This window comes from Pallidibacillus pasinlerensis (assembly GCF_009996845.1).
In the GTDB taxonomy this organism is placed as follows: Bacteria; Bacillota; Bacilli; order Bacillales; family Caldibacillaceae; genus Pallidibacillus; species Pallidibacillus pasinlerensis.
The window spans coordinates 1-24,986 of the sequence record NZ_JAACYS010000050.1 but is presented as its reverse complement, the minus strand read 5'-3'; the positions used below and the strand labels follow the sequence as shown (position 1 = coordinate 24,986).

Here is a 24,986-nt window from a genome sequence, read left to right as displayed (position 1 = left end):
AGATTGATAGATTGGAAAGGTGAAAATAAAAATGGATATATACGCTGACATATTGGTACGTATATTACCCGGACTAAAAGTGACATTACAAGTTTTAGTATTTTCAGCAATTTTAGCGATTGTTGTTGCATTTGTCGCTGGGTTTGGGCGGTTATCTCGATTTAGATTCATTCGTTTGATCACAACAATTTATGTCGAGTTATTTCGTGGAACATCTTTACTCGTTCAATTGTTTTGGTTGTTTTTTGCCTTACCAGCCTTTGGCATCCAATTTACCCCATTATTTGCCGCGATTGTCGCTTTAGGATTAAACTACGGTGCCTATGCCTCCGAAGTCGTTAGAGGTTCCATTCTTGCCATTTCAAAAGGACAGACGGAAGCTGCGATCGCTTTAAATATGACATACTGGCAACGAATGCGAATTGTGATTCTCCCACAAGCCCTTCGGATCATGCTTCCTGGTTTTGGTAATAACATCATTGAACTAATTAAAGGAACATCACTAGTTTCAATGATTACGTTAAATGATCTTACTTACCAAGGTTTAATGCTTCAAAACGTCAATTTGAGTTATACGATGCCGGTCTTTATTGTATTATTAATTGTCTATTTTCTCATCGCACTTCCTTTCGTTTTACTCGTTCGTAAATTTGAGAAAAACCTATCGAAAGGAGTGGCGAAAGTATGACATGGAGTTGGGATTTTGCGGTAGAAATATTTCCAGTCATTGCAAGCGCCCTATGGCTCGTACTAGCGGTAACCTTTGGTGCCTATTTAGTAGCCGTTGTTTTCGGTTTAGTCTTAACTTTTTTAAGGCGGACAAAATATAAATTAATTACTTATATCACAAATGGGTTTATTGAGTTTGTTCGTAGTACACCGCCGTTAATTCAATTGTTCTTTGTTTATTTTGCTTTACCTACAGTCGGGATTTCTTTAGATAAGTATACCGCAGGAATTTTAACGTTAGGGATTCATTATAGTACGTACTTAGCGGAAGTTTATCGTTCGGGAATTGATGCTGTACCAATTGGGCAATGGGAAGCGGCTAAGGCGATGAACTTTTCAAAAGTACAAACTTGGTTTCGTGTGATTTTACCGCAAGCCATTCCTCCAGTGATCCCAATGATGGGGAATTATTTAATCGTTTTATTTAAGGAAACTCCGTTGTTAATGGCCATTGGTGTTCACGAATTTTTACAAGAAGCAAAATTAATTGGCGCGGCGCATTTTAAATATTTAGAAGCGTACACAATTGTCGGGTTGCTATTTTTACTATTAAGCTATCCGTCAGCATTACTTATTAATTATTTGGAAAAACGCTCGAAAATGAAAAAGGTTAGAGGGTGAAATGAATGGGTGTTATTGAAAAGGAATTATATACGATTGATCCAGTAAAAGAAACGACAGAAACATTAGTACACTATGTCAATGTTTCGAAGTCCTATGGTGATGTGAGAGTGTTAAAGAATTTGAACTTAGAAGTAAAAAAAGGGGAAAAGTTAGGTTTGATTGGACCGAGTGGTTCAGGGAAAACGACAATTATTCGGATGCTTATGACGTTGGAAAAACCAACATCCGGTTTTATAAAATTTGAAGATGAGTATTTATGGCATAAGGAAAATAAAAAGGGACAATTAGTTGAAGCAGATGAAAAACATTTACGGAAAATGCGGACGAATATTGGGATGGTTTTTCAACATTTTAATCTATTTCCACATATGACAATCTTGCGGAATGTGATGGAGGCACCAGTTCGTGTGCTAGGTTTACCGAAGGAAGAAGCAAAGGAACGGTCCGTTGAGATGTTAACAAAGGTCGGCTTACGAGACCATCTTGATAAGTATCCAGAGCAATTATCCGGCGGTCAAAAGCAGCGGGTAGCGATTGCTCGAGCAGTTGTGATGCAGCCAAAAGTGATGTTATTTGATGAGGTAACATCTGCCCTTGACCCGGAACTAGTTGGTGAAGTGTTGGAAGTGATTCGTGAGTTAGCAAATGAAACAGATATGGCAATGATTCTTGTAACCCATGAAATGGATTTTGCAAAGGAAATTTCCGATCGCATTGTATTTTTACATGATGGAAAAATCGAAGAAGAAGGCACGCCGAACGAGATATTTGAAAACCCACGAAGTTTAAGATTACAAAATTTTTTAAAGCGTTTTTTACGACAATAATATTGTTATATATAAATTAGAACATCAAAATAATAAAGTAAAATATCGTTTTTTTCGTAAACTTCCTTGTAGAGGAAGTTTTCTTTTTTTTGAGATTGATAATATTTTTACATAAAAACAAAGGTAAAGTCGTGAAGTTTTTTTACAGATGAATTAAAATATGAGTATATTAACATTACTAAATTTCATATTTGCTACAAAAGTCACATATGAAATCAGAAGGTAAAAATATCAAAACTAAGAGAACAGGGAGGGTATATATGAAGAAAAGGCATATTGCTTTATTTAGTATACTTGTTCTACTTTTACTATTATCAGCTTGTAATAAAAAGGATGATATAGTAAAGCCACAAGATGTGTTTGATACATATGTAAAGCATTGGCAAAAAGGGGAATTTGACAAGCTATATGACATGCATACTGATGAATCTAATGAGTTTTATACTAAGGAAGAGTTTGCGGAAAGACTAAGTAAAATTTATGGTGACTTAGAAATTACTGATTTAAAAGTGACTTTTAACGAGCCAGCTGAAGAAATTACTGAAGAAACAATGGAAGCGGTTGTTCCATTTACCGTTTCGATGAATTCTATGGCTGGTCCAATTGAATTTAATCATGAAGCGAAAATGATTAAAATTCCAGCTGAGCGAGAAGATGAAAAGGATGACTGGTTAATTGAATGGGACCACGGCTTTATCTTTGAGGGAATGGAACCGGAACATAAAGTTCGTTTTTCAACAGTACCTGGATCCCGAGGAGAAATTTTAGATCGTAATGGTAACGGTATTGCGATTAATGGTGAAGTTTTTGAAGTAGGATTAGTACCTGAACAAATTGAGGGTCAGGAAAATGAAGTGAAGTCTAAACTTGCCGGTTACTTAAATATGACCGTTGATGAAATTGATAAAAAATTGAATGCAAGTTGGGTTCAACCAGATTATTATGTGCCAATTAAGTCGATTCCGAATACACAAGAAGGTTTACTGGAAAATATTGAACAAATTCCAGGAGTGCAAACGAGAAAAGTTAGTGGGCGTGTTTATCCAATTGGTGAATCTGCAGCCCATTTAATCGGTTATATCGGTGAAATTACTGCGGAAGAGTTAGAAAAAAATGAAGGGTATTCGCCGGGTGACTTTATTGGTAAACGTGGTCTAGAGCAAATTTTAGAAGATCGACTACGGGCTGAAGATGGTGTGAAAATTTACTTAGAAAATCCAGACGGTTCAAAACTTACGGTTGCTGAAAAACCGGTAAAAAATGGTGAAACGATTCAATTGACAATCGACAGTACGATGCAGCAAGAAATGTTCAAGAGCTTTAATGGGAATGGTGGAACTGCGGTTGCGATTCATCCAAAAACAGGAGAAACGTTAGCTTTAGTGAGCAGTCCTTCCTTTGATCCAAACTCCTACATGTTTATGTCTGGAAGTGAAGAACAAAAGCTAGATGAGAACCCGTTAAAACCAACATTGAACCGCTTTGTGTTGCCACATACACCAGGTTCAGTAATGAAAATATATACAGCGGCAATCGGATTAGAAAATGGTACGATAACACCGGATACGGAAATGAATATATCTGGTAAGAGATGGCAAAAGGATGAAACTTGGGGAACATACCATATTACTCGCGTATCTGATCCAGGACGTCCTGTAAAATTAGAAGATGCGATGGTATTATCTGATAATATTTACTTTGCACGAACAGCGCTAAATATGGGTGAGAAGGATTATATTGCAGGACTTAAAAAGTTCGGTTTCACTGAAGAAATTCCATACTCTTATGCACTTCAACCTTCACAAATTTCAAATGATGGTGAATTAAATGATGAAATTTTATTAGCAGATACTGCATATGGACAAGGGGAAGTGCAAACAAATATTATGCATTTAGCATTAAGTTATGGTGCGTTTATAAATGAAGGAAATTTAATTAAACCGGTTCTGTTGGAAGAGGAAGAAAAGGGAGAAATTTGGAAAGAAGGAGTCGTATCTCCAGAACATGCGAATTTAATTGCTGACTACTTACGAAAAGTTATTACGAGTGGGACAGGAAAACCAGCTAACATGGACGACTTACCATTATCTGGGAAAACAGGAACAACAGAAGTCGGAAAAGCTGCCCAAGGTGAACAAGGGGTTGAAAATGGCTGGTTTGTCGCATATAACACTGAAGAACAGGACTTGTTAATCGCGATGACAATGGAAGGAACCCATGAACTTGGTGGGACTAGAACCGTTGTTGAGACGGTGAGAGATTTGTTTGTGAAGTTTAAAAAGTAAGATATTGTTTTGTGGAACTAGTTTTTGATTTGGTTTCGTTGTGCGGCTGTCTAGAGGAGGGTTTATGAATCTAGACAGCCGTTTTTTATGTGGGGGATGGTATAAGGATAAAGTAATTTGAATTTTGTGTTGGAATGTCTGATAGAAGATGGATCGAGGACATAATGTGAAGTAAAATGGTGGGAATGTCTGCGAGTGGTGTTGTTGTGGACATTTTGGGCTTGTTTTGCGTTAGAAATGTCCACGAGAGTTGTTGTCGTGGACATTTTGGGCTTGTGTTGAGCTTGAAATGTCCGCGAGAGTTGTTGTCAAGGACATTTTGTGATGAAAATGAGCTTGAAATGTCCATGAGAGGCGTTGTCATGGACATTTTGTGATGAAAATGATCTTGAAATGTCCGCGAGAGTTGTTGTCAAGGACAATTTGTGATGAAAATGATCTTGAAATGTCCATGAGAGGCGTTGTCATAGACATTTTGTGATGAAAATGATCTTGAAATGTCCATGAGAGGCGTTGTCAAGGACATTTTGTGATGAAAATGATCTTGAAATGTCCATGAGAGGCGTTGTCAAGGACATTTTGTGATGAAAATGAGCTTGAAATGTCCGCGAGAGTTGTTGTCAAGGACATTTTGTGATGAAAATGGTCTTGAAATGTCCGCGAGAGTTGTTGTCAAGGACATTTTGTGATGAAAATGATCTTGAAATGTCCGCGAGAGGCGTTGTCAAGGACATTTTGTGATGAAAATGGTCTTGAAATGTCCGCGAGAGTTGTTGTCAAGGACATTTTGTGATGAAAATGATCTTGAAATGTCCATGAGAGGCGTTGTCAAGGACATTTTGTGATGAAAATGATCTTGAAAAGTTCGCGAGAGTTGTTGTCAAGGACATTTTGGATAAGAATTACGATGAAAATGTCTGTGAGAAAATGACAACCCGAACTTATGGCGCATCATTTGCACCAATAATGTAAAATGGTACTTTTAAAAACTATCATTTTGGCACAGGTTTTTAGGGAATCAGCATAATGAAAAAATAAGGCAAGTAGCACTCACAAACAGCACCCCACTTGCCTCAATCATCATATTAGTTAACCCTTTTTGCACCTTTCCAATTTTTTTCGCGTAACTTGAATTTTTGAATTTTACCTGTTGCTGTTTTTGGTAAAGCATCGACAAATTCAACTGACTTTGGAGCTTTAAAGTGAGCCATATTGTCACGGCAATAAGTTATGATTTCTTGTTCTGTCACTTCTGCACCTTCTTGTAAAACGATAACGGCTTTTGGTACTTCTCCCCATTTTTCATCAGGTACAGCAACGACAGCACATTCTAAAACAGCAGGGTGTTTGTAAAGTCCACTTTCTACTTCTGTTGAAGAAATATTTTCTCCACCGGAAATAATGATGTCTTTCGCACGGTCACGAATTTCTATATATCCGTCTGGATGGACGACAGCTAAATCTCCCGTATGGAACCAACCATCAACAATTTCTTCGTTTGTTTTTTCCGGATCTTTATAATACCCTTTCATTACAGTGTTTCCACGGGCAACAATTTCTCCGACTTCTTCACCATTCCATTCAACTTCTTCTCCGTTTGGACGAACAACTTTCGTTTCCCCGTTAAAAATCATTTCAACCCCTTGTCTAGCCTTAATAGTTGCTTGTTCATCCTCAGATAATGAGTTGAATACTTCCTTCCACTCACAGTAAAGAATAAATGGAGTTGTTTCCGTTAGTCCATACACATGGATGATGTCTAATCCGAGTAATTGTTGTGCTTTTTTTATAATCGCTGCAGCAGGTGGTGCGCCAGCAGTTGCCATCCGCATTTTTCTAGTAATCTTCGTTTCTTTCACTTTTGGATGGTTCATAATCATGTTAAGAACAATTGGTGCAGCACAGAAGAACGTGATACCTTTATTTTCAAATAAGTCAAGAATAACAGGTGGGTCTACTTTACGTAAACAAACATGGGTTGCTCCCGCGGCAGTAATGGCCCAAATTCCCCCCCAACCGTTTACATGGAAAAGCGGAAGGGTATGTAAATAAACATCATCGTGATGTACACGTAAATGATATAAAAAGTCAGCGGCATTAAGATAGTTATTCCGGTGTGTTAACATAACTCCTTTAGGCCTTGAAGTTGTGCCACTTGTATAATTAATTGTTAAAAGATCATTCTCATCAATTTCGATTTGCGGAAGTTCTACATTTGACACATGTTTTATAAAGTCTTCATAATATACGGCGTTTAAATTTGTTTGAAATCCGTCAACTGCAACGACGATGATTTGTTCTAAATTCAAACGTTCGACAATTTTTTCAATTGGTGGAGTGAACTCTTCATCGACAATTAACATTTTCGCATCACTATGGTTAATAATATATTCCATATCTTCTGCAGAAATTCGATAGTTGAGTGGAACCATAACCGCACCGAGTTGAGCAATCCCGTAAAAACACTCCAACATATAATGTGTGTTCGGAAGCATGACAGCAATATGATCACCTTGTCGAACACCAGCATTATAAAGGGCTTTGGAAAGTCGGTCAGCACGATTTGCAAACTCTTTGTATGTAAATTGTTTCTCTTCATCAATAACGGCAATTTTATTTGGATAATACTTTACGGCTCTTCGTTTCCAATCTATAGGTGTTAATGGTGTAATCATTTTATCCACTCCTTTTAGATTTTAATAGATTATAAGAATTAATAGTTTTTATTTATTTTATATTCAGAAAATTATATTGTCAATAAAATTCTATTTATTAAAAATATTCCGTTTTATATTCAGTTAGTTAACCATTTAAACCATCGACCGTGGGCGTCTGTTTCAGCAATCGTACTCGTATATTCTATTCCATTAATATAATAATCTAAGTGGAGGCGTGAATCAGAAATATTATTGTAAAGATGAAAAACGTCCCTTTGGAGTCCAATTTTTTAATCGTTAATAACAACTTTTCACGAACTTCCATTTGATTGGCAACATATGAAAAATACAAAGAGTTAAGTTTTTTGGGATATTATTAGTAATGGTGGGGAGGAGTTGTACACCGTCTCCATCAATAAACTCAAGCAATCTTTTGTTTTTTATAAGATAATTTGCTGCTAACATTTCATCTTTCGCAATTTGAAAAGACAAATATTCGTACAGTGGTGTATAGTTTTTACATTCTTGTTTGGCAAATTGTATAAAATGTTTCGCGAATTGTATCTTGCATTTTATCATCTCTACTTTAATAGATTGAGATGTTCAATTGATTGATTTAGCAAACCTAATTTTCCGATTTTAATCAAATGCTGTAGCTTTTTTAAAACATCTAAGGCTAAATTGTATTGAGCATTTGTAATTTGTTTCGTTTGATATGCTTCTTGCAATTCATCTTGATCGAGGACAAATACCTCACCCGAAGGTAAAATTACGATATCTAAAAATAAGTCATCAAAATAAGGAATGTTATTTTCTAAACCAATATTTTCACAAATATCAATATACCATTGGACAATTTGGCCATTTTCGTTAAACATTGTTGTAACAGCAAAGTTTTGATTGATTGGTAGTTGGTGGAGCCAAGTATAGCCGTTATCAGCAATGCACAGTGGTTCATTATTCTCATAAGTAACAAAAAGGGGAGTCGCAACTTCCTCCATTTTATATAGTGAGATATAGCCATGAAAATTTTTATCATGGATAAAAGATTGTTTATTTTCACTTGAAAGGATGCGTTTCCAGCCTGGATGATTAGCGTATTTTCTTTTTAACATAAAATATCCCTCTCTTGATAATATAAAACTATTAAATTCTTAAGAAAGGGAAAAGTCAAATAATAGATAGTTGATTCACTTGACTTTTCTTGCATTCAAAAATAAAGTAAAAAGTGGGTGTTGGTGAACTATTTCACAAAAATATTAGTAAAATTATTTTATTATAAAAAATGATACATATTGCTGATTTTTTCCATAGGTATAATTATTAGTAAATATAGGAAATTATATCTATAATAATGTTTAGATTCGTTTAGAGGAGTGAGCTAATGAAAATTGAAGTAAGTGATGCAGCGATTAAATGGTTTAAAGAAGAAATGGGATTGGAAAATGGAGATAAAATTAAATTTTATAGTCAAATATATGGTACAAGCCCCGTCCAACCCGGTTATGCATTAGGCTTTACTAAGGATAATTCGCCTTTAGATATGGCTGCACATACAGAAAAAGATGGCCTTGTATTTTATGTTGAAGAACGTGATTTATGGTTCTTTGATGGTCATGATCTTTTTGTCGATTACAATGAAGAACAGGATGAGCTTGTATACAATTATACGAAATCAGAATAAAATTAATCCCGCTTGTAAATTTCAAGCGGGATTTTGTATCGTATACAATTGCAAAGTTGAAAAACGGTAAAGATGTAAAAAAATTCACAGTTAAAAATGGTTAAACCAATTATAATTTTGTGTAGTTTTTAATGGAATGAGGTGGAGGACATGAAGCCAGTGATACCGAAACAACATGGTGCTTGGGCGATGCTTATAATTCCGTTTTTATTAAATGTTCTACTTGGAAATCCGAAAATTGGACATATTCCTTTATTTTTAGCATGGTTATTTCTCTATTTGTCGACGTATCCGTTCTTAATGTCGCTAAAGAAAACAAAGAAACAGAAAGAATTTATAAAATCGTTTGTTTTCTTTTTCCTTTCAGCATTACTATTTTTACTTTATCCATTGTTAGACGAACCGCGTCTCATTTATTTTGGACTTGCTATGATTCCATTTTTCTACATCAACATGTATTTTTCTAAGCAAAAACAAGATCGAGCCTTATTGAATGATATAATTGCAGTCTTTATTTTTGGAATTGGTGGACTTGCAAGCTATTTTTATGGGACAGGTATAATCGATGAAAAAGCTGTCCTTATTTTTCTACTTATTTTCTTATATTTTCTTGGTACAATTTTTTATGTAAAAACAATGATTCGGGAAAAGAAAAATGTAAAGTATAAATATGTATCATGGGCATATCATATCGGATTGCAAGCTGTTTTCATCATCATTGGTCAATTTGGTTTTGCTCTTAGTTATTTATTTAGTACCATAAGAGCAATTATTTTATACGGTAAAAAAGTTTCGATCAAGACGATTGGAATAACTGAAATTTTGAGTTCGGTTTTCTTTACAATTATCATTATATTGGTGCTTATATAAGTCATAATGGTTGCGAATGCGATAAGTTTTCCCTATAATTTATTCTTTTTGAGAAATAATGAAAGAAAAAGGACATCAGATCTATGTTTCGAGATAATAAGAATAATAAAAACTTTCGACCAGACGCTTATGTTATTTTATTTTGTGTACTTGTTTTGGTGGCAATTTTAACTTATATCATTCCTGCAGGATCCTTTGAAAGACAAACAAATGAACTTGGAATAACAACAATCGTTCCAGACAGTTACAAATTCGTAGAACGGCAACCAATCGACTTTTTTGACATTTTTTTAGCGATTCAAGAAGGATTCATTCGTGCTTCAGATATGATTTTCCTCGTTTTAATTATTGGAGGTACCTTTACTGTCATTGAGAAGACTGGTGCTATTGATGCATTAATCTTAAAAACAATTCAAAAAACAAAAAATCGCGAATGGTTATTATTTGCAGCAATAATTAGCATGCTATCTATATTAGGTGGAATGGGTATTATTTCCATTTCAGTTATTGCGTTTATTCCGATTGGGATAAGTTTAGCGAAGGCGATGAATTTGGATGCCCTTGTCGGTGTTGCTGTCATGTATTTAGGGGCGTACTCCGGATTTGCCATTGGATTTATGGACCCAATTCGGACTGGACTTGCACAACAATTAGCTGAGCTCCCTATTTATTCTGGTTTAGCATATCGTTTTGTTATTTTTATGATGATTGTAATCGTTACACTACTTTATATTATTTGGTATGCAAATCGTATAAAAAAAGATCCAAAGAAAAGTATATTAGCAGAGAATCGGTTCCCGAAATTAGACGTTCAAATGCAGAAAAGTATAACATTAGAATTCAACTTGCGACATCTGTTCGTACTTACCCCGTTAATATTCGGAATCGGTATTTATATTTATGGTGCACTTAGGTGGGATTGGTCGACTAATGAACTAGCAGCGATGTTTATTCTTATTGCATTATTAACCGCTATTTTTGATAAAATGGGTGCAAATGCCTTTGTTCAAACTTTTATAGATGGATGTAAAAACATTTTTTACGGAGCCGCTATTATTGGTTTAGCTCGAGGAATTGTCATTGTAATGGAAAACGGGATGATTATTGATACGATTGTTCAAGGTATTTATGCGACAATTCAATCGTTTTCCAATGTAACTGGGGCAATTGCCATGTTTATTGTCCATGGACTTTTTAATTTTGTCGTTTCTTCAGGCACAGCCCATGCGTCTATCATGATGCCAATTATGACTCCATTAGCAGATTTAATGAACATTCCAAGACAAGTTGCCGTGCAAGCTTATACAATGGGAGACGGTTTTACCAATGTGATTAATCCTCTATCTGGAACATTAATGGCGATCTTGGCGATTTCCGGCATTCCACTTACAAAATGGTTTAAATTTGCGGTACCCCTTGTACTCATTTGGTTTGCAATCGGCATGATTTTTATGGCGATGGCTGTTTGGATCAACTGGGGACCTATGTGATAAATAGTACAAAAGACGTATGTCATCATTGCTGACATACGTCTTTTTTTGAGTAAGAAAAGAATCCGGGATCTTGTACGAAAAAACTAATAATTAAAACTTTTGACAGCGACTGCAAAATAGGGTATATTATCAAAGGTCGAACATTTATTGATGTTTTTAAAAAATCATTCGTTTTTGAGGTGGGTATCATGGAAAATGTATTTGATTATGAAGATATTCAATTAATTCCAGAAAAATGTATCGTGAAAAGTCGTAAAGAGTGTGATACATCAATCGAATTTGGTGGACGTAAATTCCGGTTACCAGTTGTTCCAGCTAATATGCAAACAATTATTGATGAGAAAATAGCGTTATATTTAGCTGAAAATGACTATTTTTATATTATGCATCGTTTCAATCCGGAAACACGTTTAGATTTTGTAAAAGATATGCAAGAACGTGGTCTATATGCTTCGATTTCTGTCGGAGTAAAAGACGAAGAATATGCATTTGTTGAAGAGTTAGCTGAAGCAGGATTAACTCCAGAATACATTACTATTGATATTGCTCACGGACATGCGGATACTGTCATCAGTATGATCAAACATATTAAAAAATACCTTCCAAATAGTTTTGTTATTGCCGGTAATGTTGGTACACCACAAGCGGTTCGTGATTTAGAACAAGCAGGGGCAGATGCGACAAAAGTTGGAATCGGTCCAGGTAAAGTATGTATTACAAAAATTAAAACTGGCTTCGGTACTGGAGGCTGGCAATTGGCTGCCCTTCGTTGGTGTGCAAAGGCGGCTACAAAGCCTTTAATTGCTGACGGTGGAATCCGTACACATGGTGATATTGCAAAATCCATTCGTTTCGGCGCGTCAATGGTGATGATTGGTTCATTGTTTGCAGGCCATGAAGAATCACCAGGTCAAACAGTAGAAAAAGACGGTAAACTTTATAAAGAATATTTCGGTTCTGCTTCTGAATTCCAAAAAGGTGAAAGAAGAAACGTAGAAGGTAAAAAAATGTGGGTTGCATATAAAGGACCTTTACAAGATACGTTAACTGAAATGGAAGAGGACTTACAATCTTCAATTTCATATGCTGGTGGAAAAACATTAAGTGCTTTACGTAATGTGGACTATGTAATCGTTAAAAATTCTATTTTCAATGGTGACCGGGTATATTAAAAATATAGTGCAAAGGTTGGAAGCCTTTGCGCTTTTTTACAGTTAAAATAGTGATTAATGGATTTTTAATAATTAACGACTAGTGTAACCTGCATCTACGTGAATAGTTGTGCCAGTTACATAAGATGAAAGATCAGAAGCTAGCCATAAACTTGCTTGGGCAACTTCTTCAGGTTTACCGAAACGGTTTAATATACTTAGTTGTGGTGCGTAATCTTCTTCTTTCAGTCCGAATTGTTCTAGCGCACCACGAAGCATGGGTGTATCGATTGCACCAGGTGCCACGGAGTTAACTCGAATATTATGGTGACCATTTTCTAATGCGGCACCTTTTGTCATGCCGACTACACCGTGTTTTGCTGCAACGTATGCGATATTTTGTGGTTGTGGACGGAAACCGCTAACAGAAGAAGTGTTAATGATTGAACCGCCTTCACCTTGTGTAATCAATTGTTGTAGTTCATATTTCATACATAAAGCGACACCCTTTAAGTCAACAGCCATTAGACGATCCCAATATTCTTCATCAAACTCAGAAACTAGTTTATCATCAGGCGTTAATGCCGTATTGTTTACAGCTACATCAAGTCGATGATATTTTTCGATAGTTCCTTTCACCATGTTTTGAACTTGTTCAGAATCTGATACATCAACTTTTATAAAATGAGCTGTACCACCAGCTTCAAGAATTTCCTTTACAGTTTCAAGACCTTTTTCTTCATTAAAGTCTGCAACTATAACTTTTGTGCGTGCTTCAGCGAATAGTTTGGCAGTAGCCTTCCCCATTCCCATTGCTGCGCCAGTTACGATTGCAACTTTACCTTCTAAAACTGGAAATGTCATCATATCATCTTCTCTAATTAAAAAAAAAAGTAAATGGTTTAAAAACGATTACACCGTTTATTTTACTATCGAATTTTGAGTTTGTAAACGAATTCACAAACTTTCTGTTGCATTATCATAATGTTTGATTATGCTAGAAGGTATAAAAGAAGCTTTAGCGAAATATGATATAATTGAGAATAATGGGAGGATATAAAAATGATTTGGATACTACGAATATTTTTAATCGGGGCAGGATTACTATTAATTGATGCCTTAATGCCTTCAGTGTCAATCGAACATTATGGTGTTGCAGTATTGTTTGTCATCATTTTGACGATTATCAATATTATAGTAAAACCGATTTTAATTTTATTAACATTACCGATTACAATGCTCACCTTAGGATTATTTTTAATTATCATTAATGGAATCGTATTTTATTGGACAGCCCAATTGGTCGATGGATTTGAAGTAGATGGTTTTGGTAGTGCAATTATCGCCTCGATTCTAATGTCGATTATTCAAGCGATTGTTACGCGGATAACGACGGAGGAACAAGCTTAAATTGAATATAATGGTTGCGGTTAAAAAAGCTCATTCTTTCTGAACGAGCTTTTTTTATTTCTATTATTTTTCTTTTGCGAAAGTTAGGATGGCGTTTTTTAGTGATTCAATATCAGAATAAATACCACCGGATTTTTTAATTTTACCGACGACATAAAGGTTACGATATACGAATTGATTTTCGGTTGGATCATTAATTAATGCTTCGATTTTCTTTTTGTTTCCCGTGCCTTGTTGACGGGTATCGGTTAAGAGGCCGAATACTTTTTTACCTAAAGTAGTCGCAACCCCAATTTCACAGGCAACACCGGAATCGATTTCCACACCATCAATAACGGCAATTACAAAATCGGATTCTTTTAGAAAAGCATCGTCACCGTCAGCAATCATAATACTATCGGCATAACTGTTTTTATCGTTAATTGCTAAATTTTCTTGTGGTACATATAAATCGAGAGTGAGATTGTGTTTGTTAAAAAGTTCACGTAATTCTTTGGCAATAAGTTCGTTTACTAAGCGATCGCCAAGTCCGAATAAACCGTTTGCTAAATATCCTTTCACAAAATTACCTCCTCAAGCTGTTTGTCTATCAGTTTTATACTAATGGAACGGGGGATAGATTACAATGTGATTTTTTTAAAAGTATGAAATTAAGATTATTAAACTTTGATTTATAGTTTTTATTATGGATGCTGATGCTTCTTATGTAGCTTTTGAAATTTCCGGATTTCGAAGACATTTTGACAGTAAATTTGACGCAAAATGTCCATGATAGCGTCTCTCGTGGACATTTCGAGAGTGAATTTGATACAAAATGTCCATGATAGCGTCTCTCGCGGACATTTCAGTCTTGAAATCGCCTCAAAATGTCCATGAGCCCGCTTCTCGTGGACATTTCGGGCTTGAAATCAGCTCAAAATGTCTCTGATGCGGCTTCTCGCGGACATTTCAGCCGTGAAACTGATTCAAAATGTCTATGATAGCGTCTCTCGCGGACATTTCGGTCTTGAAATCAGCTCAAAATGTCTCTGATGCGGCTTCTCGTGGACATTTCGGCCGTGAAACTGATTCAAAATGTCTATGATAGCGTCTCTCGTGGACATTTCGGCTGTGAAACTGATTCAAAATGTCCATGATAGCGTCTCTCGCGGACATTTCGGTCTTGAAATCAGCTCAAAATGTCTCTGATGCGTCTTCTCGTGGACATTTCGCCCGTGATATTGATATAAAATGTCTCTGATGCGGCTTCTCGCGGACATTTCAGGCTTGAAATCAGCTCAAAATGTCTCTGATGCGGCTTCTCGTGGACATTTCGGTGTTGAAATCAGCTCAAAATGTCTCTGATGCGGCTTCTCGTGGACATTTCGGCCGTGAAACTGATTCAAAATGTCTATGATAGCGTCTCTCGCGGACATTTCGGGCAAGAAATCGCCTCAAAATGTCCATGAGCCCGCTTCTCGTGGACATTTCGGCCGTGAAACTGATTCAAAATGTCCATGATAGCGTCTCTCGCGGACATTTCAGGCTTGAAATCAGCTCAAAATGTCTCTGATGTGGCTTCTCGTGGACATTTAGGAAGTGAAATTGATACAAAATGTCCATGATAGCGTCTCTCGCGGACATTTCAGGCTTGAAATCAGCTCAAAATGTCCATGAGCCCGCTTCTCGTGGACATTTAGGAAGTGAAATTGATACAAAATGTCCATGATAGCGTCTCTCGCGGACATTTCGGACAAGAAATCGCCTCAAAATGTCCATGAGCCCGCTTCTCGCGGACATTTCAGTCTTGAAATCGCCTCAAAATGTCCATGAGCCCACATCTCAAGGACATTTCAAGCACAATCCAAACATAAATATCTTTGATATCTCATTTCAAGGATATTTCACTCAACCACCAAATATAATTTGTTCACGAAAAGCCAAAAAGTGGAAAACATTCAATTCGCCGACAAAACAAACATTCCAAAACTAACTATTTAATCAAAATCCCTTTTCTTTCTAATTCCTCACAAACCTCATCAATCTTATCAACTGAATCCGCTTCAATAGTATGTAAATGTAATCCGTCGCGTAATGTTAATAAGTAAGGAGAATTTGTTTCTTCAACTTTTTTAATAAAGTGATCTACTTCTTTTCGGTTACTTAATCGTAAATCGGCGGTAATATCACCGTAAACAGGATGCTCTACTATTACATTTTTAACAGTTACACCGTGGTCAACAATTGTATATAATTCTTCTCTCGTTTGTTCAGGAGCATGTTTACATACGATGACTCTTTTTTCCAATCCTTTATCTGCTTCTTCTTGAAAATATATGTACCCTTGGCTTGTGGCGACGATTGGTTCTTTTTTCGCTTTTAAAATGGAAATATCTTGGACAATTACTTGACGACTTACGTTTGTCATTTTCGCAAATTGATTTCCAGAGATCGGTTCTTTAGATTTTTTTAATTGGGATATTATAAATTCTTGTCTCTCAGCTGCGATCATTTTTTCATCTTTCAATATAAACGTTCTCCTTTCTGTATCAATCATTGCCGGTCAAAAAACCAAGACAGTTCAAACTTTTTATATATATATTAATTATACTATATTGTAGGAAATGAAACATGTTATCATTGTTTCTGCTTGAGAATTGTGGTGGTGAGAAGGGGAGGGCCTCTTTTGGTGGAAAATAAGAAACGATGGTTAGGTTATATACTTGTAATTTTAGGAGCTAGTTTTTGGGGAATTGCAGGAACGACGGCGCAAAAGTGTTTTCAAGACTTCCATATAATTGTCGACTGGCTCGTTACCATTCGATTGCTAGTTTCAGGTGTTCTTTTATTAATATTATCTATGTTCTTGAATAAAGGAAAAAGCATATTTTCAATTTGGAAAAATAAACAAACAGCGATGCAAATGATTATTTTTAGTTTAATTGGAATGACGACTGTTGAGTATACATATATGGCATCCATTCATGAGGGAAATGCAGCGGTCGCAACATTACTTCAATATTTAGGTCCAGCTTTTATATTAATCTATTTAGTATTAACGAAGAAAGATCGGTTCTATCTGAAAAATACACTTCAGTTCTACTAGCATTAATAGGAACGTTATTATTATTAACAAATGGATCATTCCAGAGCTTGCAAGTTCCGTTGAGTGCGGTGGTATGGGGGATATTATCTGGTGTGGCGCTCGCGTTTTATACTTTATATCCAGTAAAACTTTTACAAGAAAATCATCCTACAGTTATTGTCGGATGGGCGATGTTAATTGCTGGAATTGGCATGAGTTTTATCGAACCGCCGTGGGCTGTAGATATAAGCAAATGGACAGGAGAAACGTATGTATATTTAACGATGGTCATTGTATTTGGAACGATGTTGTCGTTTTGGTTTTATTTAAGTAGTTTAAAATATTTAACACCACAAGATTTAAACATAAGGGCACATATTTCCTGTGCTCTTTTTATGCTAAATAGTAGGTCACCTTGACAGACGAGGAATTTCACGATATAATTACCTCGAAGTAAAGATAATTAAAGTTGTAAAAAGTGAATCTAAGTAATATAGAATGGAGGGAAACCAATGAAAATAAATGATAATTTAATAAATGTATATAAGAAAATGGTTTGCACCACCCATTCTATCCAAGAAGCAATCAAACAGTTAATTAGTAAATATAAAATGAATTATAATGAATTTTCTGTTCTTGAACTTCTTTATCAAGAAGGGGCACAACCCATTCAAAAAGTTGGTAAAAAAGTATTGATCACAAGTAGTAGTATTACGTATGTTGTTGATAAACTGGAAAAGAATGGTTATCTCGAAAGAACACCTTGTAAAGAAGACCGGCGTGTTATGTTTGTACAAATAACAAATTCAGGAACGCAATTAATGGATGAAATTTATCCGCAGTATGTAGAAAAAATGAAACGTATATTTGCTGACTGTAGAGAAACAGAAATGGATGGATTGGTAAAAATATTAACGAAAGTGGAAAATAACGCAAACTAATTTTTTTAGCCTAATATTTCAAATTTAAATATTTAAAATGAGAATATATGAATTTTTAAATGAAGGGAGAGGTTGTTGAATGGTTACATTGTATGTAACTTCAAGTTGTTTGTCTTGTCGAAAAGCGAAGGACTGGTTAATAAAAAACGATATCCCTTTTAAAGAAAGAAATATTTTAAACGAACCACTTTCTTTAGAAGAAATAAAAAACATTATGCGGTTAACGGATGAAGGTACGGAAGAAATTATTTCAAAGCGTTCGAAATTATATCAAAAGTTAAAGGTAGATTTGAATCAGTTGAAGTTAAAAGAGCTTTATGAACTTATTCAAAAACATCCAAGTATATTAAAACGTCCGATATTAGTTGATGATAAACGGATCCAAGTTGGCTATAACGATGAGGAAATCCGCAAATTTTTACCAAGAAAAGTACGGGAATACGAACTGAACGAATTACAGAAGATGATTAACTAAATTGGCTATATATTTTTTATGAAGAAGGAAAGGTTACAGTGATAAAAGTGGAGGTGGCGGCGACTCAGAAAAAATCTTAAAAAAGCTAAACGCTTTTTTGCGTGCGATGTAAATTCGCATGAGTGATCTCAGAGTGTTTCTCATTTTTTCTTGCGGTGTGAACTCAAAGAAGCATTTTCAGTGTCCTGCGGGAATAGCTCGAGGCGAAGTCCCCGCAGGTACGAGGAGGCTGAGACCGTGCCGGCGGAAAGCGTCCGCCACCGAAACTTAATGTCTAAACCCTTCGTTTAGTTTTCCTGTCATTTTTTCGATTTGTACTTCAAATAAATCGATTTTTGGTAGGGCAGGGTAGCCTTTTTCAAAGTTCCATTCCGGGTTTCCATATTTTTCTAATAGACGATCAAAGAACCATTCTTTTTTTGCATCATCATCAATTTTCTTTATTTGCCCAAATAACACAACGCTCATATACACTAACGCAGACTGACATGCATACTTTTTACCTGGATGAATATCCCCCATCTCAGAAACTTCGATACTTACTTTCGGATTATGTTCAATGTTTTCTACAAAATGACTTTGGCGTAAATTACCTGTATGTAAATATACTTTATCCTTCCCATTAAAATAATAAATGAGGGGAATTACATACGGATACCCGTCTTGATCGACCGTAGCAACGTGAGCAACTTTTGCTTTTTTCAAAAATTCAATTGTTTGTTCATCGGACATTTTTCGTTTTTCGTTTGCAATAATACCTCTCAATATTCTCTCCCTTTCCCTTAAAAGATATATTTAAAATACATCAATTACAGAAATATTTTAACATACGAATTTTTATTTTAAAATAAAACGAATTGGAATTTTGAATAAGGTTAAATACCTATTTTTAAAACTTCATTTAAATGATACACTTATTATAGTTAGTGAAATCGTCGTAAGAGAGGGTGTTTCGATGGATTTTAAAGATATAATAAAAATAATTTTAGTAGTTTTAGCAGCTATTTTTATTATTAAATTACTCATTGAAATTGTGATCGGTGTTGTCTTTTTTGTATTAAGCATCGGTGTCATCTTAGGCGGACTATTTATTGCCTGGAGAATATTAAAAAAATATATATAAGCTCGGAGTACGCTAGTTGATAGGCGTACTTCTTTTTTATCTAGAAATAATATTTTACTGTAGTACAGCAAAAAATAGGTGAAAAAGGGAGATTCCAATGATAAAAAAAATCGCACAATGTTTCCTCTTAGTAATTATGTTATTTGGCAGTGGCAAACCTATTTTTGCTGATGACACAAAATTGGAAGATGAGAATACGCCAATTAGTTTCGAGTTGAATTGTTACCGTGGGAAGAAGTAGATGAAATCATCCCAAATAAGTCGAAATTTATGATTATCGATGTGGAAACGGGATTAATGTTTCGTGTACAAAGGCGGGCAGGAAGTCGCCATGCCGATGTTCAACCGTTATCGAACAAAGAAACTGCGATTATGAAAAAAATTTACAACGGTAAATGGAGTTGGAATCGAAAAGCGATTATTGTTTTAGCAGGAGATAAAATGATTGCTGCGTCAATGGCTGGCATGCCTCATGGAGCAGGTGTATTAAAAAATGATTTTCGAGGGCATTTTTGTGTTCATTTTTATGGGAGTACAACTCACCGATCCAATCGCGTTGATTCCGCCCATCAATTAATGGTTTTAAAAGCGAGTGGTAAATTACATGATTATTTGCAGGATGCGAGTGTAGAAGAACTTTTTCAAGCCTTTATAATAGCAATCAATCAGCAAGATGAAACATTATTTAATTTAGTAAGTGATGGTCGAAGTTGCAAAAATTGTTTTCGAGATATAGTAAATAAAGTATCTTATTTATCGATTTTATCAATAGAAAAAAACGAAAGGCAAAATGATTTATTCTTTAATACTGCCTCAGCAAAAGTGGAATTTTTTAATGAAAATAATAATAAAATTAATAAATTCGCTAACTTCTTATTAAAACGTTCGACCCCTTATGAACAATGGGTGATTGATTTAAATCAATTTAAGTCGATCATTGATTAAATACTTAAAAAAATCGCATCTAGTTAGTTCTTTCTTACCAAATATTGTAATTCTCATTGAGGAAAGTATATTATTTCTATATAATTATTTTAATGCAAAAAGGTGCATAAAAGTACAATTACAAGAGGTGTCAGAATGAACATCACTATTGCCCCAACTATATTGCGGGACGACTTGCATGATGCGATTAAAAATAATGCACTACATATCGAATATCAACCGAAAATAAACATTAGCGAAGGAAAAATTGCTGGATCTGAGGCACTGCTTCGATGGAAACATCCACAATATGGGAATGTGTCACCAGGAATTTTTATTCCTTTAGTGATGGAATATGGGCTAAATGGAAAAATGATGGAACTTGTCGTCAATACTGTTTGTGAACAAGTAAAACAATGGGAAAGAGATAATGTTCCTGTTAAAGGTGTGTCATTTAATTTATCGCCGAAAAGTTTTTTAAATCCAACTTTAGTTAAAACGATTCATAAAATTTTTCAACATCATTGTGTTTCACCTGATATTTTTGAAATCGAAATAACCGAAGAAGCAATTCTACATAAAACAGACATTGTTAATCAACAATTTTCACAGTTGAGGGAATTAGGATTTTCATTTGCCTTAGATGATTTAGGAAAAGGCTATACGTCATTTACAACATTATCTGAGTTTCCATTTGATACGGTTAAATTTGATCGCTCATTCATTCGGGATATTGAATGTAGTTATGACAATCGATATATCGTAAAATCTTTTATTGAAATGAGTAAACGAATGGGGAAAAAAACTGTCGCAGAAGGGGTAGAAACGAAAAATCAACTGACAATTTTACAGGAGTTAAATTGTGATGAGATTCAAGGTTTCTATTATAGTCCATCTGTATCAGGAGAAGAGATGGCCAACTGGTATAAGTTGGAAAGGGTGAGCGTGTAAAATATTGCGATGTAATTAATGAGGATTGTACACTATGTAAAAAAAGGTCTGACCTTAACTAGTCAGACCTTTTTATGAATCAATTATTGTAATATCTACAGAACGGACGCCCCAATTGATAGCTTCACTTTCACTTTGAAAGTATAGATCAATTTTATTACCTTTAATTGCGCCACCTGTGTCACCAGCAACTGCGTATCCATAACCTTCAACATAAACTTTTGAATTAAGTGGAATAACAGATGGGTCAACGGCGATAACTTTCATATCAGGATTTTCATTTAAATTTATTCCTGTTTTTGTAATTCCTGAACATCCAGCACAGTCTTTTGTATAAGCTGTTGCTGTTACGGTAAACGTTTCACCCACTTCCAAAAGTTCTTCATTTAAAGTTTTTTCATATATTTTTCGCTCAGCATGCGTATCGGATTGTAACTCTGCTATATTTGATTCATTTATATTAACATCATTTGTAATTGTTGTTTGTTCATCCATAAATGGATTTGTAAATAAACTAATTGAAAAAAAACCGACGAACATTAATTGGATTGATTTAATCACTATTGTTCCTCCTTAATTAAGCATATCTATCTTAACAAGCTTGTCTTACAGTCGAATTACGTACGGATTAAAATTTTTTAAGAGAATGTTTCAAAATAGGAGGATTGTAATAGGTCTGAAATATAACTGAATTTTTTAATATGATAGAATGATAGAAAATATTTTTTGAAAAAATTACGGTGAAATGAGGATTAATCATGTTTAAAATAGAACCAACTTATTCATTTTGTGGGAAAAATATTGAAGCATATGAAGAAGTTTATGTGAAAATGTGTTATCCAAAATCACGAGGATTTACGGAATTAAAAGCGTTTATTCAAAATGAGGGGAAGATTATTTGTAAAGATTGTTTTGAGGGGAGGCAAAACAATAACTAAATTTTATTGTCATAATTTCTTAGATAGATATAAGGGGCTGACAAAAATCAGCCCCTTTCGTAAGTATTTTTATATTATTTTAGAGAAACCCATACGCTCTTAACTTCTGTATAGTTGTCTAGAGCATATGATCCCATTTCACGTCCGATACCAGATTGCTTATAACCACCAAATGGACTTGCCGCATCGAACACGTTATAGCAGTTCACCCATACAGTACCTGCTCTGAGTCTTTCAGCAATGTAGTGAGCTTTTGCTACATCACGTGTCCAAACTCCAGCAGCTAATCCATATGCGCTGTCGTTTGCACGATCAATTAAGTCATCAATATCGTCATATGGGAGAGCAGCAATTACAGGACCGAAGATTTCTTCTTTAGCAATTGTCATTTCGTTGTCAACGTTCGCAAAGATTGTTGGCTCAACGAAGTAACCTTGTTTAAATGGTACATCTCCACCTGTTAAAAGTTCGGCACCTTCTTCAACCCCTTTTTCCACGTAGCCTAAAACTTTCTTATGTTGTTCATCGGAAACAAGTGGTCCCATTTCAGTATCTTCTTTTAAGCCGAAGCCTTGCTTGATGCTCTTAGCATGGCTAACCATGTCAGCAACGATGTTATCATATTGTTTTTTCTGAATGAATACACGTGAACCAGCACAGCAAACTTGACCTTGGTTAAACATTACACCATTTAGTGCACCAGGGATTGCTTTTGAGAAGTCTGCGTCTGGTAAAATGATGTTTGGTGATTTTCCACCTAATTCTAGAGTTACACGCTTTAAGGACTTAGAAGCACGTCCCATGATTAGTTTTCCAACTTCAGTTGAACCTGTAAAGGCAATTTTATCTACTTGTGGGTGATCTACAAGTGGTTGACCTGCAGTTTCACCAAAACCTGGTACAATGTTTACAACACCTTTAGGAAATCCAGCTTCTTCGATTAACTCAGCTAAGTATAATGCAGAAAGTGGTGTTTGCTCAGCAGGCTTAAGTACAATTGTACATCCTGTAGCAAGTGCTGCCCCCATCTTCCACATTGCCATGAGTAGCGGGAAGTTCCATGGGATGATTTGTCCAACAACACCTACAGGCTCATGTCTTGTGTAGTTTAAGTATGGGCCATTTACAGGAATTGTTTGACCAACAATTTTTGTTGTCCAGCCAGCATAGTAACGTAAATGCTCTATTGCTAGTGGAAGGTCCGCATTTCTCGTTTCACGAATTGGTTTACCGTTATCAAGTGTTTCTAATTCCGCTAATTCTTCTTTATTTTCTTCCATTAAATCAGCTAATTTATAAATTAATCGACTTCTTTCAGCAGGGGTCATTTTTGACCATGGTCCTTCATCGAAAGCGACACGAGCAGCTTTTACAGCGCGATCAATATCTTCTGGACCAGCCTCTGATACGTGTGCTAGAACCTCACCTGTTGCAGGGTTAATAGATTCGAAGGTTTTCTCGGAAGCGCTTTCAACAAATTCACCATTAATGTAAAGTCGTTTAGTACCTTGTAAAAACTTCTCTACTTTTTCTCGTAGTTGAATTGCTGTTTGGCTCATATTAATAAACTCCTCCTTTTAAAATTATTTTTTCGATAGAGTCTATCATGTTGCCTCCACTTTTTATAATAACATCGCTTGTATATTAATTCAATTCTATATTTTCTAAAAAAATAGACAATAATTGACATGATTTCGTATGATTCTAGTAAATTATAGAGAAAACTACATAATAATCTAACGTACGACAATTTTTTCAATATCTTAACATAAATTTACAACGAGAATGCAGTAGATTTACAAGAGGTCTGAAGAAAGGCGAGGAATAAAAGTTTTTCTAATGTAGGATGGCCTTTTTTTTTAATCTTAAAACTGTTACTTTCATTTTTCTTTTGCTAAACTAAAAACAACTGTGAAGTAATAGAAAGGAGTGTTTCAAATGACTGTTTATTCATACTCCGCAAAAACGATACAAGGTGAAGAGATTAGCCTAGAGAAATTTAGTGGAAAAGTACTTTTAATTGTAAATACCGCGAGTAAATGTGGTTTCACACCACAATATAAGGAATTACAACAATTATATGATGAATATTATGAGCGTGGTTTTGAAGTTCTTGGTTTTCCTTGTAACCAATTTGGTGGTCAAGAACCAGGTACAGAAGAGGACATAGCTGAGTTTTGTGAAATGAACTATGGGGTTACTTTTCCGATGTTTGCGAAAGTGGATGTGAACGGAGAAAATGCTCATCCATTATTTAAATACTTAAAAAAGGAAGCAAAAGGTGTCCTCAGTAGTGAAACGATAAAGTGGAATTTCACTAAGTTCCTCGTTGACCGTAACGGAAAAGTTGTAAAACGCTTTGCTTCAAATGTTTCACCGATGAAGATAAAAGAAGATATAGAAAAATTGTTAGGAGCAAATTAGGGCAATAGGGAAGGGCAAAATCTTGCCCTTTATTTTTTTGGAAATAATGAGTAAAAATAATTAATTTGTCGGACTATGTTTAGGAAGATCAAAATAAATATGGTAATGTAATGAACAATTTGGGTTAAACCCACTATGACAATATATACATTTACCGTTTTTTAGATATTCATTAATCGTTAATTCCTTCTTACAGTTTCCACACAAAATCGCATAGTGATCAAATTCTTCTTGTGACCAAGGCTGCATTATATGATTTTCTGACTCCTCATGACATTTAAAACATGGATAATACTTGTTACAACATTTAAATTTTATCGAAATAATATCATTCTCTCTATGATAATGTTTGCATCGACCTACATCATCAACAGTAAACCCATAAATTTTCATTATTCCACCCCTTTGGTATACGG

Annotated in this window: 28 protein-coding genes; 18 read left to right on the top strand and 10 right to left on the bottom strand. The window is 35.1% G+C overall.

Features of this window, described 5'->3' with window-relative positions; genetic code table 11:
* Window positions 1-31: 31 nt before the first annotated feature.
* The 4 genes from ehuC to GW534_RS10915 all read left to right on the top strand — a co-directional run bounded on the left by ehuC (window position 32) and on the right by GW534_RS10915 (window position 4,465).
* Window positions 32-688 carry an ectoine/hydroxyectoine ABC transporter permease subunit EhuC gene (gene ehuC / locus GW534_RS10930; RefSeq protein WP_161921050.1) on the top strand — a complete coding sequence of 219 codons (657 nt, stop codon included), beginning with the start codon at window positions 32-34 and terminating at the stop codon, window positions 686-688.
* Complete coding sequence (gene ehuD, locus GW534_RS10925; protein WP_161921049.1) at window positions 685-1,350, top strand: ectoine/hydroxyectoine ABC transporter permease subunit EhuD; 666 nt, start codon at window positions 685-687, stop codon at window positions 1,348-1,350. Before ehuC ends, ehuD begins: the two co-directional genes overlap by 4 nt.
* Before the next feature lie 5 nt (window positions 1,351-1,355).
* Window positions 1,356-2,180 carry an ectoine/hydroxyectoine ABC transporter ATP-binding protein EhuA gene (gene ehuA, locus GW534_RS10920; RefSeq protein WP_161921048.1) on the top strand — a complete coding sequence of 275 codons (825 nt, stop codon included), beginning with the start codon at window positions 1,356-1,358 and terminating at the stop codon, window positions 2,178-2,180.
* Between the two features lie 260 nt (window positions 2,181-2,440).
* The gene (locus GW534_RS10915) at window positions 2,441-4,465 is read left to right on the top strand and encodes a penicillin-binding transpeptidase domain-containing protein (RefSeq protein ID WP_161921047.1); all 2,025 of its coding nucleotides are present in this window, start codon (window positions 2,441-2,443) and stop codon (window positions 4,463-4,465) included.
* 1,085 nt (window positions 4,466-5,550) lie between these two features.
* Here GW534_RS10915 and GW534_RS10910 read toward each other — a convergent pair.
* The 3 genes from GW534_RS10910 to GW534_RS10900 form a co-directional block, all read right to left on the bottom strand.
* Window positions 5,551-7,140 carry a long-chain-fatty-acid--CoA ligase gene (locus tag GW534_RS10910; protein WP_161921046.1) on the bottom strand — a complete coding sequence of 530 codons (1,590 nt, stop codon included), beginning with the start codon at window positions 7,138-7,140 and terminating at the stop codon, window positions 5,551-5,553.
* Between the two features lie 119 nt (window positions 7,141-7,259).
* Window positions 7,260-7,370 carry a hypothetical protein gene (locus GW534_RS16930; protein WP_407670465.1) on the bottom strand — a complete coding sequence of 37 codons (111 nt, stop codon included), beginning with the start codon at window positions 7,368-7,370 and terminating at the stop codon, window positions 7,260-7,262.
* A 333-nt stretch (window positions 7,371-7,703) separates the two neighbouring features.
* Entirely contained in the window at window positions 7,704-8,237 is a 534-nt protein-coding gene (locus GW534_RS10900; protein WP_161921045.1) for a DUF402 domain-containing protein, read from the bottom strand.
* Window positions 8,238-8,506: 269 nt separating this feature from the next.
* Between GW534_RS10900 and GW534_RS10895 the strand changes: the two genes are divergently transcribed.
* From GW534_RS10895 to guaC, 4 genes are all read left to right on the top strand, one after another.
* Window positions 8,507-8,806 (top strand): HesB/YadR/YfhF family protein, encoded by a 300-nt coding sequence (locus GW534_RS10895; protein ID WP_161921044.1) that lies wholly within the window; start codon window positions 8,507-8,509, stop codon window positions 8,804-8,806.
* A 150-nt stretch (window positions 8,807-8,956) separates the two neighbouring features.
* Window positions 8,957-9,676 carry a YwiC-like family protein gene (locus tag GW534_RS10890; RefSeq protein WP_161921043.1) on the top strand — a complete coding sequence of 240 codons (720 nt, stop codon included), beginning with the start codon at window positions 8,957-8,959 and terminating at the stop codon, window positions 9,674-9,676.
* An 83-nt stretch (window positions 9,677-9,759) separates the two neighbouring features.
* Window positions 9,760-11,166: a YfcC family protein gene (locus GW534_RS10885; protein WP_161921042.1), complete on the top strand. Its 1,407-nt coding sequence runs from the start codon at window positions 9,760-9,762 to the stop codon at window positions 11,164-11,166.
* Between the two features lie 191 nt (window positions 11,167-11,357).
* A complete protein-coding gene (gene guaC / locus GW534_RS10880) occupies window positions 11,358-12,341 on the top strand; it encodes a GMP reductase (protein ID WP_161921041.1) in 984 nt (327 codons plus the stop codon).
* Between the two features lie 72 nt (window positions 12,342-12,413).
* Here the strand turns inward: guaC and GW534_RS10875 are convergent, their stop codons facing one another.
* Complete coding sequence (locus GW534_RS10875) at window positions 12,414-13,187, bottom strand: SDR family NAD(P)-dependent oxidoreductase (protein WP_246204091.1); 774 nt, start codon at window positions 13,185-13,187, stop codon at window positions 12,414-12,416.
* A gap of 195 nt (window positions 13,188-13,382) precedes the next feature.
* Here GW534_RS10875 and GW534_RS10870 point away from each other — a divergent pair, with 195 nt between their 5' ends.
* Window positions 13,383-13,730: a phage holin family protein gene (locus tag GW534_RS10870; protein WP_161921040.1), complete on the top strand. Its 348-nt coding sequence runs from the start codon at window positions 13,383-13,385 to the stop codon at window positions 13,728-13,730.
* Window positions 13,731-13,793: 63 nt separating this feature from the next.
* Here the strand turns inward: GW534_RS10870 and GW534_RS10865 are convergent, their stop codons facing one another.
* Together GW534_RS10865 and GW534_RS10860 are read right to left on the bottom strand one after the other, a co-directional pair.
* The gene (locus tag GW534_RS10865) at window positions 13,794-14,291 is read right to left on the bottom strand and encodes a nucleoside 2-deoxyribosyltransferase (RefSeq protein ID WP_161921039.1); all 498 of its coding nucleotides are present in this window, start codon (window positions 14,289-14,291) and stop codon (window positions 13,794-13,796) included.
* Window positions 14,292-15,702: 1,411 nt separating this feature from the next.
* Window positions 15,703-16,266: a transcription repressor NadR gene (locus GW534_RS10860; protein ID WP_202630900.1), complete on the bottom strand. Its 564-nt coding sequence runs from the start codon at window positions 16,264-16,266 to the stop codon at window positions 15,703-15,705.
* Window positions 16,267-16,398: 132 nt separating this feature from the next.
* Here GW534_RS10860 and GW534_RS10855 point away from each other — a divergent pair, with 132 nt between their 5' ends.
* From GW534_RS10855 to spxA, 4 genes are all read left to right on the top strand, one after another.
* Entirely contained in the window at window positions 16,399-16,815 is a 417-nt protein-coding gene (locus tag GW534_RS10855; protein ID WP_312854660.1) for a DMT family transporter, read from the top strand.
* 68 nt (window positions 16,816-16,883) lie between these two features.
* Entirely contained in the window at window positions 16,884-17,213 is a 330-nt protein-coding gene (locus tag GW534_RS10850) for an EamA family transporter (RefSeq protein WP_312854659.1), read from the top strand.
* A 93-nt stretch (window positions 17,214-17,306) separates the two neighbouring features.
* The gene (locus GW534_RS10845) at window positions 17,307-17,735 is read left to right on the top strand and encodes a MarR family winged helix-turn-helix transcriptional regulator (protein ID WP_161921035.1); all 429 of its coding nucleotides are present in this window, start codon (window positions 17,307-17,309) and stop codon (window positions 17,733-17,735) included.
* A gap of 79 nt (window positions 17,736-17,814) precedes the next feature.
* On the top strand, window positions 17,815-18,210 hold the full coding sequence (spxA, locus tag GW534_RS10840) for a transcriptional regulator SpxA (protein ID WP_161921034.1): 396 nt from the start codon (window positions 17,815-17,817) through the stop codon (window positions 18,208-18,210).
* A gap of 267 nt (window positions 18,211-18,477) precedes the next feature.
* Here the strand turns inward: spxA and GW534_RS10835 are convergent, their stop codons facing one another.
* Complete coding sequence (locus GW534_RS10835) at window positions 18,478-18,975, bottom strand: pyridoxamine 5'-phosphate oxidase family protein (RefSeq protein WP_202630899.1); 498 nt, start codon at window positions 18,973-18,975, stop codon at window positions 18,478-18,480.
* Window positions 18,976-19,075: 100 nt separating this feature from the next.
* On the opposite strand from GW534_RS10835, the gene GW534_RS10830 reads away from it, so the two are divergent.
* The 3 genes from GW534_RS10830 to GW534_RS10820 all read left to right on the top strand — a co-directional run bounded on the left by GW534_RS10830 (window position 19,076) and on the right by GW534_RS10820 (window position 21,208).
* Window positions 19,076-19,333 (top strand): hypothetical protein, encoded by a 258-nt coding sequence (locus GW534_RS10830; RefSeq protein ID WP_161921033.1) that lies wholly within the window; start codon window positions 19,076-19,078, stop codon window positions 19,331-19,333.
* 219 nt (window positions 19,334-19,552) lie between these two features.
* Window positions 19,553-20,278 carry a hypothetical protein gene (locus tag GW534_RS10825; protein WP_161921032.1) on the top strand — a complete coding sequence of 242 codons (726 nt, stop codon included), beginning with the start codon at window positions 19,553-19,555 and terminating at the stop codon, window positions 20,276-20,278.
* Between the two features lie 135 nt (window positions 20,279-20,413).
* Window positions 20,414-21,208, top strand: a complete 795-nt coding sequence (locus GW534_RS10820; RefSeq protein WP_161921031.1) for an EAL domain-containing protein — start codon at window positions 20,414-20,416, stop codon at window positions 21,206-21,208.
* 72 nt (window positions 21,209-21,280) lie between these two features.
* Here GW534_RS10820 and GW534_RS16925 read toward each other — a convergent pair whose 3' ends face one another.
* Window positions 21,281-21,769, bottom strand: a complete 489-nt coding sequence (locus tag GW534_RS16925; protein ID WP_407670463.1) for a 3D domain-containing protein — start codon at window positions 21,767-21,769, stop codon at window positions 21,281-21,283.
* A 197-nt stretch (window positions 21,770-21,966) separates the two neighbouring features.
* On the opposite strand from GW534_RS16925, the gene GW534_RS10810 reads away from it, so the two are divergent.
* On the top strand, window positions 21,967-22,146 hold the full coding sequence (locus GW534_RS10810) for a Fe3+ hydroxamate ABC transporter substrate-binding protein (RefSeq protein WP_161921030.1): 180 nt from the start codon (window positions 21,967-21,969) through the stop codon (window positions 22,144-22,146).
* A 74-nt stretch (window positions 22,147-22,220) separates the two neighbouring features.
* Here the strand turns inward: GW534_RS10810 and GW534_RS10805 are convergent, their stop codons facing one another.
* On the bottom strand, window positions 22,221-23,705 hold the full coding sequence (locus GW534_RS10805) for an aldehyde dehydrogenase family protein (RefSeq protein WP_161921029.1): 1,485 nt from the start codon (window positions 23,703-23,705) through the stop codon (window positions 22,221-22,223).
* A 379-nt stretch (window positions 23,706-24,084) separates the two neighbouring features.
* On the opposite strand from GW534_RS10805, the gene GW534_RS10800 reads away from it, so the two are divergent.
* Complete coding sequence (locus tag GW534_RS10800) at window positions 24,085-24,570, top strand: glutathione peroxidase (protein WP_161921028.1); 486 nt, start codon at window positions 24,085-24,087, stop codon at window positions 24,568-24,570.
* A 60-nt stretch (window positions 24,571-24,630) separates the two neighbouring features.
* Here GW534_RS10800 and GW534_RS10795 read toward each other — a convergent pair whose 3' ends face one another.
* Entirely contained in the window at window positions 24,631-24,966 is a 336-nt protein-coding gene (locus GW534_RS10795; protein WP_312854658.1) for a CHY zinc finger protein, read from the bottom strand.
* Between the last annotated feature and the right edge of the window lie 20 nt (window positions 24,967-24,986).

What these genes read in the sequence shown, in the direction of transcription:
- ehuC (WP_161921050.1), top strand. Translation starts at nt 32, where the DNA reads ATGGATATATACGCTGACATATTGGTACGTATATTACCCGGACTAAAA.
- ehuD (WP_161921049.1), top strand. Translation starts at nt 685, where the DNA reads ATGACATGGAGTTGGGATTTTGCGGTAGAAATATTTCCAGTCATTGCA.
- ehuA (WP_161921048.1), top strand. Translation starts at nt 1,356, where the DNA reads ATGGGTGTTATTGAAAAGGAATTATATACGATTGATCCAGTAAAAGAA.
- GW534_RS10915 (WP_161921047.1), top strand. Translation starts at nt 2,441, where the DNA reads ATGAAGAAAAGGCATATTGCTTTATTTAGTATACTTGTTCTACTTTTA.
- GW534_RS10910 (WP_161921046.1), bottom strand. Translation starts at nt 7,140, where the DNA reads ATGATTACACCATTAACACCTATAGATTGGAAACGAAGAGCCGTAAAG.
- GW534_RS10900 (WP_161921045.1), bottom strand. Translation starts at nt 8,237, where the DNA reads ATGTTAAAAAGAAAATACGCTAATCATCCAGGCTGGAAACGCATCCTT.
- GW534_RS10895 (WP_161921044.1), top strand. Translation starts at nt 8,507, where the DNA reads ATGAAAATTGAAGTAAGTGATGCAGCGATTAAATGGTTTAAAGAAGAA.
- GW534_RS10890 (WP_161921043.1), top strand. Translation starts at nt 8,957, where the DNA reads ATGAAGCCAGTGATACCGAAACAACATGGTGCTTGGGCGATGCTTATA.
- GW534_RS10885 (WP_161921042.1), top strand. Translation starts at nt 9,760, where the DNA reads ATGTTTCGAGATAATAAGAATAATAAAAACTTTCGACCAGACGCTTAT.
- guaC (WP_161921041.1), top strand. Translation starts at nt 11,358, where the DNA reads ATGGAAAATGTATTTGATTATGAAGATATTCAATTAATTCCAGAAAAA.
- GW534_RS10875 (WP_246204091.1), bottom strand. Translation starts at nt 13,187, where the DNA reads ATGATGACATTTCCAGTTTTAGAAGGTAAAGTTGCAATCGTAACTGGC.
- GW534_RS10870 (WP_161921040.1), top strand. Translation starts at nt 13,383, where the DNA reads ATGATTTGGATACTACGAATATTTTTAATCGGGGCAGGATTACTATTA.
- GW534_RS10860 (WP_202630900.1), bottom strand. Translation starts at nt 16,266, where the DNA reads ATGATTGATACAGAAAGGAGAACGTTTATATTGAAAGATGAAAAAATG.
- GW534_RS10845 (WP_161921035.1), top strand. Translation starts at nt 17,307, where the DNA reads ATGAAAATAAATGATAATTTAATAAATGTATATAAGAAAATGGTTTGC.
- spxA (WP_161921034.1), top strand. Translation starts at nt 17,815, where the DNA reads ATGGTTACATTGTATGTAACTTCAAGTTGTTTGTCTTGTCGAAAAGCG.
- GW534_RS10820 (WP_161921031.1), top strand. Translation starts at nt 20,414, where the DNA reads ATGAACATCACTATTGCCCCAACTATATTGCGGGACGACTTGCATGAT.
- GW534_RS10810 (WP_161921030.1), top strand. Translation starts at nt 21,967, where the DNA reads ATGTTTAAAATAGAACCAACTTATTCATTTTGTGGGAAAAATATTGAA.
- GW534_RS10805 (WP_161921029.1), bottom strand. Translation starts at nt 23,705, where the DNA reads ATGAGCCAAACAGCAATTCAACTACGAGAAAAAGTAGAGAAGTTTTTA.
- GW534_RS10800 (WP_161921028.1), top strand. Translation starts at nt 24,085, where the DNA reads ATGACTGTTTATTCATACTCCGCAAAAACGATACAAGGTGAAGAGATT.